This window comes from Stackebrandtia sp., from assembly GCF_035643755.1.
Classification (GTDB): Bacteria; Actinomycetota; Actinomycetes; order Mycobacteriales; family Micromonosporaceae; genus Stackebrandtia.
Genome location: NZ_DASQPW010000084.1, coordinates 1 through 12,609, shown reverse-complemented (window position 1 = coordinate 12,609; position 12,609 = coordinate 1). Strand labels below are relative to the sequence as shown.

General features: G+C 68.8%; 12 protein-coding genes, 1 tRNA gene and 1 pseudogene. 8 read left to right on the top strand and 6 right to left on the bottom strand.

Translation table 11 applies throughout. The features are described 5' to 3' along the window. Positions 1-5 precede the first annotated feature (5 nt). Together VE172_RS06360 and VE172_RS06355 are read right to left on the bottom strand one after the other, a co-directional pair. Positions 6-1,046, bottom strand: a complete 1,041-nt coding sequence (locus tag VE172_RS06360; RefSeq protein ID WP_324798744.1) for a prephenate dehydrogenase — start codon at positions 1,044-1,046, stop codon at positions 6-8. Further along, positions 938-1,285, bottom strand: a complete 348-nt coding sequence (locus tag VE172_RS06355; RefSeq protein ID WP_349258275.1) for a GroES family chaperonin — start codon at positions 1,283-1,285, stop codon at positions 938-940. The genes VE172_RS06360 and VE172_RS06355 overlap by 109 nt, the downstream gene beginning before the upstream one ends. 70 nt (positions 1,286-1,355) lie before the next feature. On the opposite strand from VE172_RS06355, the gene VE172_RS06350 reads away from it, so the two are divergent. The 4 genes from VE172_RS06350 (at position 1,356) to VE172_RS06335 (ending at position 6,361) form a co-directional block, all read left to right on the top strand. Next, a complete protein-coding gene (locus VE172_RS06350) occupies positions 1,356-2,648 on the top strand; it encodes an AI-2E family transporter (protein ID WP_324798737.1) in 1,293 nt (430 codons plus the stop codon). Further along, positions 2,645-4,651 carry an ATP-dependent DNA helicase gene (locus VE172_RS06345; RefSeq protein WP_324798734.1) on the top strand — a complete coding sequence of 669 codons (2,007 nt, stop codon included), beginning with the start codon at positions 2,645-2,647 and terminating at the stop codon, positions 4,649-4,651. The genes VE172_RS06350 and VE172_RS06345 overlap by 4 nt, the downstream gene beginning before the upstream one ends. 66 nt (positions 4,652-4,717) lie before the next feature. After that, complete coding sequence (locus tag VE172_RS06340) at positions 4,718-5,347, top strand: DUF47 domain-containing protein (protein WP_324798731.1); 630 nt, start codon at positions 4,718-4,720, stop codon at positions 5,345-5,347. A 12-nt stretch (positions 5,348-5,359) separates the two neighbouring features. Then, positions 5,360-6,361, top strand: coding sequence for an inorganic phosphate transporter (locus VE172_RS06335; RefSeq protein ID WP_349258276.1), 1,002 nt, complete (start codon positions 5,360-5,362; stop codon positions 6,359-6,361). A 117-nt stretch (positions 6,362-6,478) separates the two neighbouring features. On the opposite strand, the pseudogene VE172_RS25670 reads toward VE172_RS06335, so the two are convergent. Then, a pseudogene (locus VE172_RS25670) lies at positions 6,479-6,697 on the bottom strand (cupin domain-containing protein); the annotation flags it as partial. A 435-nt stretch (positions 6,698-7,132) separates the two neighbouring features. Between VE172_RS25670 and VE172_RS06325 the strand changes: the two are divergent. Continuing rightward, complete coding sequence (locus tag VE172_RS06325) at positions 7,133-8,119, top strand: C40 family peptidase (RefSeq protein ID WP_324798722.1); 987 nt, start codon at positions 7,133-7,135, stop codon at positions 8,117-8,119. 62 nt (positions 8,120-8,181) lie between these two features. Here VE172_RS06325 and fbaA read toward each other — a convergent pair whose 3' ends face one another. After that, the gene (gene fbaA, locus VE172_RS06320) at positions 8,182-9,201 is read right to left on the bottom strand and encodes a class II fructose-bisphosphate aldolase (RefSeq protein WP_324798720.1); all 1,020 of its coding nucleotides are present in this window, start codon (positions 9,199-9,201) and stop codon (positions 8,182-8,184) included. A gap of 135 nt (positions 9,202-9,336) precedes the next feature. Here fbaA and VE172_RS06315 point away from each other — a divergent pair, with 135 nt between their 5' ends. Together VE172_RS06315 and VE172_RS06310 are read left to right on the top strand one after the other, a co-directional pair. Beyond that, positions 9,337-9,513: a hypothetical protein gene (locus VE172_RS06315; protein ID WP_324798717.1), complete on the top strand. Its 177-nt coding sequence runs from the start codon at positions 9,337-9,339 to the stop codon at positions 9,511-9,513. A 46-nt stretch (positions 9,514-9,559) separates the two neighbouring features. Further along, positions 9,560-9,648, top strand: a tRNA-Ser gene (locus VE172_RS06310). A gap of 6 nt (positions 9,649-9,654) precedes the next feature. On the opposite strand, the gene gmd is transcribed toward VE172_RS06310, so the two are convergent. Then, entirely contained in the window at positions 9,655-10,680 is a 1,026-nt protein-coding gene (gene gmd / locus VE172_RS06305) for a GDP-mannose 4,6-dehydratase (protein WP_324798714.1), read from the bottom strand. Between the two features lie 173 nt (positions 10,681-10,853). Here gmd and VE172_RS06300 point away from each other — a divergent pair, with 173 nt between their 5' ends. Beyond that, entirely contained in the window at positions 10,854-11,819 is a 966-nt protein-coding gene (locus VE172_RS06300) for a GDP-L-fucose synthase family protein (protein ID WP_324798712.1), read from the top strand. Positions 11,820-11,821: 2 nt separating this feature from the next. Here the strand turns inward: VE172_RS06300 and VE172_RS06295 are convergent, their stop codons facing one another. Then, positions 11,822-12,607, bottom strand: a complete 786-nt coding sequence (locus VE172_RS06295; protein WP_324798710.1) for an alpha/beta fold hydrolase — start codon at positions 12,605-12,607, stop codon at positions 11,822-11,824. Between the last annotated feature and the right edge of the window lie 2 nt (positions 12,608-12,609).

Here is a 12,609-nt window from a genome sequence, read left to right as displayed (position 1 = left end):
GCACCTTACGGCATGATCCGCCGGGGTTGCCCGGCCATTATCGAACCGTCGCGGGCGATCGACGTCACCCATCCGCCCGCGTTGCCCCACCGCAGGAGATCTTCCCGACGCGCCGCGATCCGCGTCGGCTCGCCCGCCTCGGGCGGCCACGCCCGGCGGATCCGGCTGGCGGGCCGCGCCCACTCGGCGATCCCCGACGGCAGCGCGTCCCGCGCCCGCTCCAGGCTCGCGATCACCGCGTCCAGGGCCTCGCGCACGGCCGCGGTGTTGCCCGAACACATGGCCGCCACCAGTTGCGGGTCGCTGGCGGCCACCCGGGTGCCATCGCGGAACGACCCCGCGGCCAGACTCAGCGCCAGCGGGTCGTCGGCGGCCAGGGCGAGGGCGGCGGCGCTCAGGTGGGGGACGTGCGAGACGCGGGCCACCGCCGCGTCGTGGGCCGCCGACGTGGTGGGCACGACGCGGGCGCCGAGCCCGCAAACCGTTGCCGCCAGCGCCAACCAGTCGTCCAGCGCGGTGGACTCGTCGATGGTCAGCACCCACGAGCAGCCGTCGAACAGGGCGTCGGTGGACGCGGCGAAGCCGTTGCTCTCCTTGCCCGCCATGGGATGCCCGCCGACGAACCGCACCCGCGGGCAGCGCCGGGCCACCAGCTCGGCGACCCGGCCCTTCACCGAGGTCACGTCCGTCAGCAGGCCGCCGAAGCCCTCCAGGCCGTCCAGCGCGGAGCCCAAGCGCGCCAGGGGGACCGCCAGGAACAGCACGTCGGCGTCCCGCAACGCGCCCGCGTCGTCGGCGACGTCGAAGCCCGCCGACCGCGCTTCGTCTCTTGTGGATGCTTCCGCGTCGTGGCCTCGCACCCGGTGGCCGGCGACCGCGCAGGTGCGAAGCACCGATCCCCCGATCAGCCCCAGCCCGACAACCCCGATGTCCACGGCTACAAGTACAACCCCGTGTTGTTGTCGTCCACCCGCTGCGCCGCCACGGCGTGCACGTCGCGCTCGCGCAGCAGCACGTACTCCCGCCCGTGAAGCTCCACTTCGGATCGATCGTCCGGGTCGAACAGCACCCGATCGTCCACCTTGACGCCCCGCACCAGGGGCCCGACCGCCACGGCGGTCGCCCACGCCAGGCGGTGACCCACCGAGGCGGTGGCGGGGATGACGATGCCCGCGGCCGAGCGGCGCTCGCCGTCGCCCCTGTCGGCCCGCACCAGGATGCGGTCGTGGAGGAGACGGACCGGCAGGCCGGTCTCGGTGTCGTATGCGGTCACGGGCCACACCATACCTGCGTTGGGGGCACGCGGTCGGTACGGTGGACGTCGCACCCCGCTCACGCCGAACAAGGAGGCGCCCATGGCCGGATCGGGACGCCTCGGTCGTGCCCGCCAATGGTGGGCGCGTTTGCGCGCCAACCCCTATGTGGAGCGTTACGAGCAGGCCAAGCACCGCAACGAGGAGCCCGAGGACCTCGAGGAGCTCGACGAGCACGACGACGGCGAGCCCGAACCGGAGCCCGAGCCCGAACCGGTCCCCCCCGTCTCCGACGGCGTCCCGAACGGCATCAAGGTCGCCGCGGGCTGGTCCTGGCGCGCCCTGGTGATCGCCGCGGCCGTCGTCGGCGTCCTGTATCTCGCCAACATGGTGTCCTTCGTGGTGATCCCGGTGCTGATCGCCCTGCTGATGTCGGCGATCTTCCAACCGCTGTCGGCCCTGCTGGCCAGGTGGCACATCCCGCGGTCCCTGGCCGTGACGCTGGTGCTGGTCGCGGGCATCGCCGTGGTGGCGGGCGTGCTGACCTGGGTGGTCAACCAGTTCATCGCCGACATCAACAACCTGGTCACCAGCGTCGAACAGGGCCTCGGCAAGATCCAGGACTGGGCGAAACACGGGCCGCTGCACCTGGAACAGGCCGAGATCAACAGCTTCTTCCGCGAGATCCGCACCGGACTGAACAAGTGGGTGCAGCAGAACCAGAGCGACCTGGCCGGCAGCGCCGTGGAGGGCATCGGCGTGGTGTTCAGCACCCTCACCGGCATGTTCCTCACCCTGTTCACCACCTTCTTCTTCATGCGGGACGGGCGCGGCATCTGGACGTTCATCGTGCGGATGCTGCCCGAGCAGTCCCACGAACCCCTGCTCAACGCCGGATTCGCGGCCTGGCGGTCCCTGGTCGCCTTCGTGCGGGCCACCATCGTGGTGGCGTTCATCGACGCCATCGGCATCGGCATCGGCCTGGAGATCCTCAAGGTCGACCTCGCGATTCCCCTGGCCGCGCTGGTCTTCCTGGGCGCGTTCATCCCGATCATCGGCGCCACCGTTTCGGGGGCCGTGGCCGTCCTGGTGGCGCTGGTCGGCAACGACTGGGTGACCGCGCTCCTGGTGCTGGCCGTGGTGCTGCTGGTGCAGCAGCTGGAAGGCCATGTGCTGCAACCGTTGTTGATGGGCCGCGCTGTGAGCATCCACCCGTTGGCCGTGGTGCTGGCGGTCGGCGCCGGTGTCGTGCTGGCCGGTCCGATCGGCGCGCTGATCGCGGTTCCGCTGGTGGCGGTGATCAACACCGGGGTGAAATCGCTGCGCGCCCACGCGCGGCAGGCCGAAGAGGCTGCCCGACCACCCGACGAGGCAACCGGTAACGTCGCCACGTGAGCAAAGCGACGGTGGATCAACTTCTGGACGCGTGCGTCGCGGCGGTGCCGGCCGGGGAGATCCGGCCCGGCCAGCAGCGGATGGCCACCGCCATCGCCGAGTCCATCGAGTCCGGATCGCACCTGTTGGTGCAGGCGGGAACCGGAACCGGAAAGTCCCTGGCGTATCTGTGTGCGGCGCTGCTGGCCCCGTCCCCCGTGGTGATCTCCACCGCGACCCTGGCGCTGCAGTCCCAGCTCATCTCCACCGACCTGCCCCGGCTGGCCGACGCCGTGGAGCCGGTGCTGGGACGCCGCCCCACCTTCGCCGTCTTCAAGGGACGCCACCACTACCTGTGCGCCGCCAAGCTCGGCGCCGACGCCGAGGCCGAGGACACGCTGTTCAGCGACTCCGACGTCGAGGCGTCCGCCGCCGGTCCCCGCTCCCGGCTGGGCCGCGACATGAAGCGGCTGGCCGAATGGGCCTCCGAGACCGACTCGGGCGACCGCGACGACCTCGACCCCGGCGTCACCGAGACCGCCTGGCGCCAAATGTCCACATCGGCCCGCGACTGCGTGGGCGCGGCCAACTGCCGTTGGGGCGGAGAGTGTTTCGCCGAGCGGGCCCGCGAGCGCGCACGGGCGGCCGACCTGGTGATCACCAACCACACCCTGCTGTCCATCGACATCAACCACAACCGCAGCGTGCTGCCCGAGCACCAGCTGCTGATCGTGGACGAGGCCCACGAGCTGGCCGACCGCACCACGTCGGCCGCCCGCGCCGAGCTGTCGGCCTCCAGTGTGGACCGGCTCGCGCGGCGCGCCGCCGGCCTCGTCCCCAAGGACCTGATCGGGCGCTTCGCCGACGCCGCCGAGGCGCTGGGCGCCGCCGTCGACCAGTGCCCGGGCACCCGCCTCACCGAGCTGCCCACCGCCCTGGTCGAGGCACTCACCCTTGTGGACGGCGCGTGCAGCGACGCCGCCGCGTCCCTCGGCAACCCGAAACCCGACGACACCAACTACATGGGCAAGACCCAGCTGAAGAGCCTGATCAACGAGGCCGCCACCACCGCGCAGCGCTGCCTGGCCGGCGGCCACCAGGACGTGCGCTGGTGCGAGGGCGACGGCCGCTCCCGGCTGCTCGTCGTCGCGCCGCTGTCGGTAGCCGAGCTGCTGGGCGAGGAGCTGTACGCCGAGCGCACCGTCGTGGCGACCTCGGCCACCCTCACCCTGGGCGGCAAGTTCGACGCCCTCGCGGCGTCCCTCGGCCTGTCCTCCGACAGCGAGATCACCGAGGACTCCGAACCGGAGAAGCCGTCGGGCCCCACCTGGAAGGCCCTCGACGTCGGTTCCCCCTTCGAATACGGCAAGCAGGGCATCCTCTACGTCGCCGCGCACCTGCCCCGCCCCACCGCGTCCGGCCTGTCGGACGCCGCCGCCGAGGAACTGGTCAAGCTCGTCAAGGCCCTGGGCGGGCGCACCCTCGGCCTCTTCTCCTCCAAGCGCGCCGCCGAGACCGCCGCCGAGGTGCTGCGCGACCGCACCGACCTGCCGATCCTGCTCCAGGGTGACGAGACCCTGCCGCTGCTGGTGAAGAAGTTCAAGGCCGAGCCCGAGGCGTGCCTGCTGGGCGTCATGTCGCTGTGGCAGGGCGTGGACGTCCCCGGCGACGCCTGCCAGATGGTCGTGGTGGACCGGCTGCCGTTCCCCCGGCCGAACGAACCGCTGTCGGAGGCCCGCTCCGCCGCCGCCGACGAGGCCGGCGGCTCGGGCTTCGCGTCCGTCAGCGTCCCGCACGCCGCCGTCCGGCTCGCCCAGGGCGTCGGGCGCCTGATCCGGGCCCGCGGCGACCGCGGCGTCGCCGCCGTCCTCGACCCGAGGCTCCACACCGCACGTTCATACGGTCCTTACCTGCGCAAAACCTTGCCGCCCTTGTGGTATACGACCGACAGTGACAAGGTGATCGGAGCGCTCACCCGGCTGGGATCATCACCGGCGGACCTGACAGCGGTAGCTGGCGGGTAAAGGTATGGTGAACGCCGACATCTCCAGCCGGAGATGTCGATCAATGTGGTGCACACGAGGTGTCAGGTGCGGTTTTCGCTGCGTCCCCAAGATGACGCGTTTTACAAGTTCTTCACCACGGCTGCGGAGAACATCGTCAAGGGCACGACGATCCTGTCCGAGCTGGGCGAGCCGGAGGCCGACGTGCAGTCGGTGTCCGAGCGGCTCGTCGAGGTCGAACACGACAACGACGAGATCACTCACGAGCTGTACAACAAGATCAACTCCACCTTCGTCACCCCGCTGGACCGCGAGGACATGTACCAGCTGGGCAGCCAGCTCGACGACGTGATGGACCACATCGAGGCGGCCGGCAACCTGGTCTACCTGTACGGGCTGTCCGAGCTGCCATCCCCGCCGCGCGAGATGGTCGAGATGTTCGAGGTGCTGCGCGCCCAGGCCGACATCACCGCCGCGGCCATGCCGAAGCTCAAGGGCATGGACTCCTCGCTGCGTGACTACTGGATCGAATGCAACCGGCTCGAAAACGACGGCGACCGGGTCTACCGGATGCTGCTGGTGCGGCTGTTCTCCGGCGAGTACGAGGCGCTGACCGTCCTGAAGCTCAAGGAAGTCGCCGACGAGCTTGAAAAGGCCTGCGACGCCTTCGAACACGTGGCCAACACGGTCGAGACCATCGCGGTCAAGGAAGCCTAAGTGGACGCCATCATGGTCCAGGCCATCCTGGTGATCCTGGTGGCCATGGGATTCAACTACACCAACGGATTCCATGACTCCGCCAACGCCATCGCCACCTCGGTGTCGACCCGCGCGCTCACGCCGCGCGTCGCGCTGGCGCTGGCCGCGGTCGGCAACTTCGTCGGCGCCCACCTGGGGGCCAAGGTCGCCGACACCGTGGGGCGCGGGCTGGTCTCGCTTCCCCAGACGTCGGCGGGACTGGCCGTCGTGTTCGCCGGCGTCGTCGGCGCCATCGCCTGGAACCTGATCACCTGGTGGTTCGGGCTGCCGTCGTCGTCCTCGCACGCCCTGATCGGCGGGCTGGTGGGCGCCACCCTCGTCGCCGGCGCCCTGGCGAGCGGGTTCCACGTCCAGTGGGGAGGCATCCTCGACAAGGTCGTCATCCCGATGGTGCTGTCGCCCGTGGTGGGCTTCATCCTCGGCTTCATCGTCATGATCGCCATCATGTGGATCTTCCGGCGCCGCAATCCCCGCCGCCTGTCGCGGGGCTTCCGGATCGCCCAGTCGGTGTCGGCCGCCGCCATGTCCATCGGACACGGCATGCAGGACGCCGCCAAGACCATGGGCATCGTGGTGCTGGCCCTGTTCATCGGCGGCATCCAGCACGATCCCAGCTACATCCCCGAATGGGTGTTCATCACCTCGGCCGCCGTGATGGCCGCGGGCACCTTCGCCGGTGGCTGGCGCATCATCAAGACCCTGGGCCGCCGCGTCATCCACCTGGGACCCCCCGAGGGCTTCGCCGCCGAGACGGTCGCCAGCTCGGTCCTGTTCAGCTCCGCCGCGATCGGAGCCCCCATCTCCACCACCCACACCATCACCTCGGCGATCATGGGTGTCGGCGCCACCAAGGGCTCCTCCGCCGTGCGCTGGGGAGTGGCCGGCAACATCGTCACCGCCTGGGTGCTCACCTTCCCCGCCGCCGCGGCCGTCGCCGCGATCGTCTACTTCGGCGTCCGCCCCCTCTTCTAACCAGTCCGCCCCCGCCCGCTGCGTCGAGGCCAGCCACAACCCCATCTCGCTGAACAGGTACCGCCGCATCATCTCCAGCCGCGGCGCGTACACGTGCACGCTCACCGCCACGGCGTCCGAATCGTTGCGGACGGCGTGAATCGCCCGCTCATCAACCACACTGGACTGTCCGGCCTCCATCTCGCGCACCGCCAGCCGCGGCGCCTCGCCGGGCACCACCGTGTACTCGCGCAGGCTGCCCGCCGCCACCGCGAACGCCCCGGGAACCGGGCGGGACACACCCCCGTGGTCGTGCATCTCGGTGCCCTGCCCCGGAAGCCACGACAACAACCACACCTCGCACCCGTCGGCGACCAGCACCCGCCGCGCCCAGCGGGAACGGGGAGTGAACTGGGGGCGCCACGGCAGCTCGGCGGCGTAGCGCTCGGCAAGGGACGAAAGCGAAGTGGAGACGACGGTCGACACGAAGGACCTTGAGGAATCGGGCCGCTGCGGCGGCACGGCGGACGGGCGGGTTGAGGCTGGTCGCTAGCGACAACAGCAACAGCCGCGACACCGCGCGGCCGAGGGCCAGAAACGTCCGTGATTCATCGCCGCGAAGCCTACCGCACCGCACACTGTGTCCGTCACCCGGTGACACACCGTCCCCAAGATGGACGAAGGGGCCTCCGCACCCCCACCGCCTCAATCGAATGCGCTACTCTCGCCGATGGCCCGTGTCCTCTCCACCCTCAGGGCCCACGAGATTCGCCCATCAGCGAAGGAGCAATCGTGACCGTTCGCCATATCGGTTCCGCGTGCTGGCGCACGATCGCCGTGGTGGCGCTCAGTGCCGTCATCATCGCCATGGGCGCCGGGACGGCCAACGCCAAACCCAGCGTCAAGGAATACGAGAACCAGATCGAGAAGCAGAACTCCGACCTCGAGGGAGTCGTCGAGGACTACAACTCGATCACCGAGGACCTCAAGCACACCAAGCACAAGATCCACGTCCTCGAAAAGAAGCTCCACCCTTACAAGGTCAAGCTCGACAAGCTTTACGACCAGGCGGAACCCATCGTGGACGCCGCCTACGAGACCCGCGGGATGGGGGACACCACCGCCATCCTGGATGCCGGCTCGCCCGACATCTTCGTCGCCAAGATCTCCTCGCTGGACGGCATCGTCGCCAGCGACTCCGGCGTGATCGGCAAGCTCTCGCACGCCGCCAAGAAATACCAGGACGCCAAGGACACGCTCGACGACCTCAAGGCCGAGCAATCCGACAAGGAAGCGTCCCTGAAGTCCAAGAAGAAGAAGATCACCGAGGCCATGGATCGCTTGCAGGACAAGCGTAAAGAGGCCTTCCGTGACGACGCCAGGTCGCGCGGGGAGAACATCGACTACGTCCCCGATTACGTGCCGGGCGATCGCGGCAAGGTGGTGCGCTTCGCACTCGACCAGCGCGGCAAGCCCTACGTATGGGCCGCTGCCGGACCCGGCTCCTACGACTGTTCCGGCCTCGTGCTGGCGGCCATGCGTCAAGTCGGAATCAGCCTGCCGCACAGCGCGCGACAACAGTACGGGATGGCCACCCATATCAGCCGCGCCGAGCTACAACCGGGCGACGCCGTGTTCTACAACGGACTTCAACACGTCGCCCTGTACATCGGCGACGACTACGTGGTCCACGCACCCAACTCCGGCGAAACCGTCCGCATCGACCGACTGGATCAGGCCGGCATGTCGTATTACGGCGCCGGACGATTCATCAACTGACCAACCAGGACAACGAAACCCGGGTGGCGCATCGGCGCCGCCCGGGTTTTTCGTCGCCGTCCCTAGGACTTCGTGCCCACCGAACGCAGGTTCTCGCAGGCCTCCACCACGCGCTTGGCCATGCCCGCCTCGGCGGCCTTGCCGTACGAGCGCGGGTCGTACACCTTCTTGTTGCCGACCTCGCCGTCCACCTTCAACACGCCGTCGTAGTTGGTGAACATGTGCGTCACCACGGGGCGGGTGAACGCGTACTGGGTGTCGGTGTCGACGTTCATCTTCACCACACCGAAGTCCAACGCGCTGCGGATCTCCGACAACAGCGAACCCGAACCGCCGTGGAACACCAGGTCGAAGGGCTTGTCCTTGCCGACCTTCGCGCCCACCGCGTCCTGGATCTCCTTGAGAATCTCCGGACGCAGCTTCACGTTGCCCGGCTTGTAGACCCCGTGCACGTTGCCGAAGGTCAGCGCCGTCATGTACCGGCCCTTCTCCCCGGAACCCAGCGCCTCGACCGTGGCCAGGCCGTCGGCCACCGAGGTGTACAGCTTCTCGTCGATCGCACCGACGACGCCGTCCTCCTCGCCGCCGACCACGCCGACCTCGATCTCCAGGATGATCCGCGCCGCCGAGGTCTTGGCCAGCAGCTCCTCGGCGATCTGCAGGTTCTCGCCCAGCGGCACCGCCGAACCGTCCCACATGTGAGACTGGAACAGCGGATCCCGCCCGGCCTTGACCCGCTCGGCCGAGATGTCCAACAGCGGGCGCACGAAACCGTCCAGTTTGTTCTTGGGGCAGTGGTCGGTGTGCAGCGCGACGGTCACCGGGTACTTCTTGGCCACCTCGCGGGCGAACTCGGCGAGCGCCACCGACCCGGTCACCATGTCCTTGACCGTGGGCCCCGACAGGTACTCCGCGCCCCCGGTCGACACCTGAATGATCCCGTCCGACTCCGCCTCGGCGAAACCGGCCAGCGCGGCATTCAGGGTCTGCGAGGACGAGACATTGATGGCCGGGTAGGCAAACGCGCCCGCCTTGGCGCGATTTAGCATGTCCGCATACGCCTCGGGTGTCGCGATGGGCATGATGGAGGCTCCTTCTGCATTTTCGATTCGGGGCCGCTTGCCGACCCCGCCGGTCAAGACGCCGCTGTCTTCACCGGGCATTCTGCTCCACCGATTGCCGCCCCACCCCGGCGGCATCCGGTTAACCTGGCAATCATGGCAACCGACAACTGGCCGGTCCCCGACGCCGACGCCGCCGAACAGGCCGCCGACCTCGACGAGGACACCGACGCCACCGTCGACGACAACGCCTCCACCCGGGAAGCCGACGAGGCCGACGCCGCCGAGCAACACCGCGACGTCCCCGACTCCGACGAGTACCGCGAGGAATAGCCGACGCGTGCGCCCGCGCGCGTTTGGTAAATTGACGAGCGCTCTCGGAGGCGTCGCATAGTGGACTAGTGCAGCGGTCTTGAAAACCGCCAGGCGGGGCGACTCGTCTCGTGGGTTCGAATCCCACCGCCTCCGCGGTTTCTAGATGTGCTCCTCGCGTACGGACTTGCCGGACAGCTGGTCGTCCAGGAGCTGACGGTCGGCGTCCACCATCCGCTTGGCCAGGTCGCGCCAGTGGGTCTTGGCCGCCCAGCCCAGCTTCTTCTTGGCCTTGGACGGATCGCCGTGCAGGGCGTCCACTTCGGAGGGGCGCTCGTGGCGGGAGTCGTGCTTGACGTACTTCTCCCAGTCCAGGCCCGCGTGCGCGAACGCGACCTCGACGAAGTCGCGGACGCTGGCGGCCTCGCCGGTGGCCAGCACGTAGTCGTCCGGGTTGTCCTGCTGCAGCATCATCCACATGCCCTCGACGTACTCGGGCGCGTAACCCCAGTCGCGCTTGGCGCTGAGGTTTCCCATGTAGACGGTGTCCTGGATGCCCGCGGCGATCCGCGCCACCGCGCGGGTGATCTTGCGGGTCACGAAGGTCTCGCCGCGGCGCTCGGACTCGTGATTGAAAAGGATGCCGTTGCTGGCGTGCAGTCCGTAGGCCTCGCGGTAGTTGACCACGGCCCAGTACGAGTAGATCTTGGCCACCCCGTACGGGCTGCGCGGGTGGAACGGCGTGTCCTCGTTCTGCGGCGGGGGAGTCGATCCGAAGAGCTCCGATGTGGATGCCTGGTAGAAGCGGGCGCCGCATTCGCTGGCGCGCACCGCCTCCAGCATCCGCATGGTACCCAGGGCGTCGACATTGCCGGTGTAGTCGGGGATGTCGAAGCTGACCCGCACGTGGCTCTGGGCGGCCAGGTTGTAGACCTCGTCGGGGCGGACGTCGCGCACCAGGTTGGTGAGCATGCTGGCGTCCGTGATGTCCCCATAGTGGAGGAACAGGTTCTGGCCCGGCGTGTGCGGAGCCTGGTAGATGTTGTCGAGACGCGGCGTGTTGATCGACGACGATCGGCGGATGATGCCGTGCACCTCGTAGCCCTTGGCGAGCAGCAGCTCGGCCATGTAGGAGCCGTCCTGCCCGGAGATTCCGGTGATCAACGCGGTGCGGCTGCGCTCGCTCATACCCGTCCTTAACTCAAGCTCTGACCTTGGCCTCCGCGAGCCTACACGGGGGTCGCCCGCGCGCGGCCGACGAAAGCGGGGCGGGCGTTCGCGCAGCCCAGGACCGTGGGGCGGGTTGATAGTCTCGAGGCGAGTTTTCGACGCGGACGTGACGTCATTGAGACAGGAGCGACATGGGTTCCGATTTCCGGCACGAGATTCCCCTCGACGCCAAGATCTACATCGCGGGACACAGTGGACTGGCGGGTTCGGGGATCTGGCGGGCGTTCGAGTCCGAGGGTTACACCAACCTGGTGGGCAGGCGCAGCGCCGAGCTGGACCTGATGGACCGCGACGCCACGGCCGACTTCTTCTCCGACGAGCGCCCCGACTACGTGATCGACGCCGCCGCGCGGGTGGGCGGGATCTTCGACAACGCCGCCCACAAGGCCGACTTCATGTCGCAGAACCTCCGGATTCAGCTGAACGTGCTGGACGCGGCGGCCCGGTTCCGCCCGAAGCGCCTGCTGTTCCTGGGATCCAACTGCATCTACCCGAAGTTCGCCGAGCAGCCGATCCGCGAGGATTCGCTGATGACGGGGGAGCTTGAGGAGTCCAACGACGCCTACGCGGTCGCCAAGATCGCCGGGGTGTTCCACGTCAAGGCGCTGCGGCAGCAGTACGGCATGTCGGCGATCTCGGCGATGCCCACCAACCTCTATGGACCCGGCGACAACTTCAACATTCCCGGGGCGCACGCGTTTCCGATGCTGCTGCGCCGCCTCCACGAGGCGAAGCTCGCGGGCGATGGAGAGTTCGTCATCTACGGCAGCGGCACCCCGATCCGGGAGTTCCTGCACACCGACGACCTGGGCCGCGCGGTGGTGCACCTGCTGCGCCACTACGACGACGCCTCGCCGATCAACGTGGGCACCGGCGTCGGCACCGAGATCAACGACCTGGTGGCCCGGATGGCCGAGGTGATCGGCTACGACGGCACGTTCGAACACGATCTGTCCAAACTCGACGGTACGCCCAAGAAGATCTCCGACATCGGCAGGATCAGCGCCCTGGGCTGGCGGCCGCGCATCGACGTGGCCGAGGGCATCAAGTCCACCTACGCCTGGTTCGTCGAGCACCAGGACACCTTCCGCCGCTGACGTCAGCCCGCCTCGGCCACCCGATCCAGCCACTCCAGCGTCATCGCCTCGAACAGCTCGGGCTGCTCGATCTGCAGGTTGTGCCCGCCGCGGTCCAGGATCGCGAAGCTCGCCCGCGGATAGTGGTCCAGCAGCGCGTAGACGTCGGCATACCCGGTCGCCCAGTCCTGCCGCCCGGTGAGGATCAGGCCGGGGCACTCGTAGGGTTCGCCGCGCTCGGGCAGCATGCTGAGTTCCCAGCGCCGTTTGATGCGTTCGAGCGCGGCCTCGTCGTACACGGTTCCCTTGATGTCGGCGGTGAAGCGCCGCAGCGTCTGGCTGGTGCGCACCACGGCGACCGCGGTGAAGTCGGCGGCGGTCTCGGCGTCCAACGCCTCGACCAGCCCGGGCTCGTCCACCAGGACGGTGCGGGGCGGCACGGTGCGGTCCTGATTGCGCAGCTCGCGCCCAACGGGGCAGATCAGTGCCATGCCGCTCACCTGCGACCGGCGCACCTGCAGCAGCCCGCGGGCCAGGTACCCGCCGTAGGACTCGCCGACCACGAGGAACGGCTCGTCGCCGATGTGCTCATCGATGAACTCGCCGATCGCGCCCAGCATGTCGTCGGAGGAGTCGATGCCGTCGGCGGGGCTGGCGCCCATGCCCGGCAGGTCGGGGTACAGGCGGCGGTAGCCCTCCCGCCTGGCGAACACGGGCTCGAGGCACCCCGTCATGAGCCGATGGTCGACGGGCCAACCGTGCAGGGCCAGGACGGGGGTGCCGGTGCCGTGCTCAACGTGATGCAGCATGG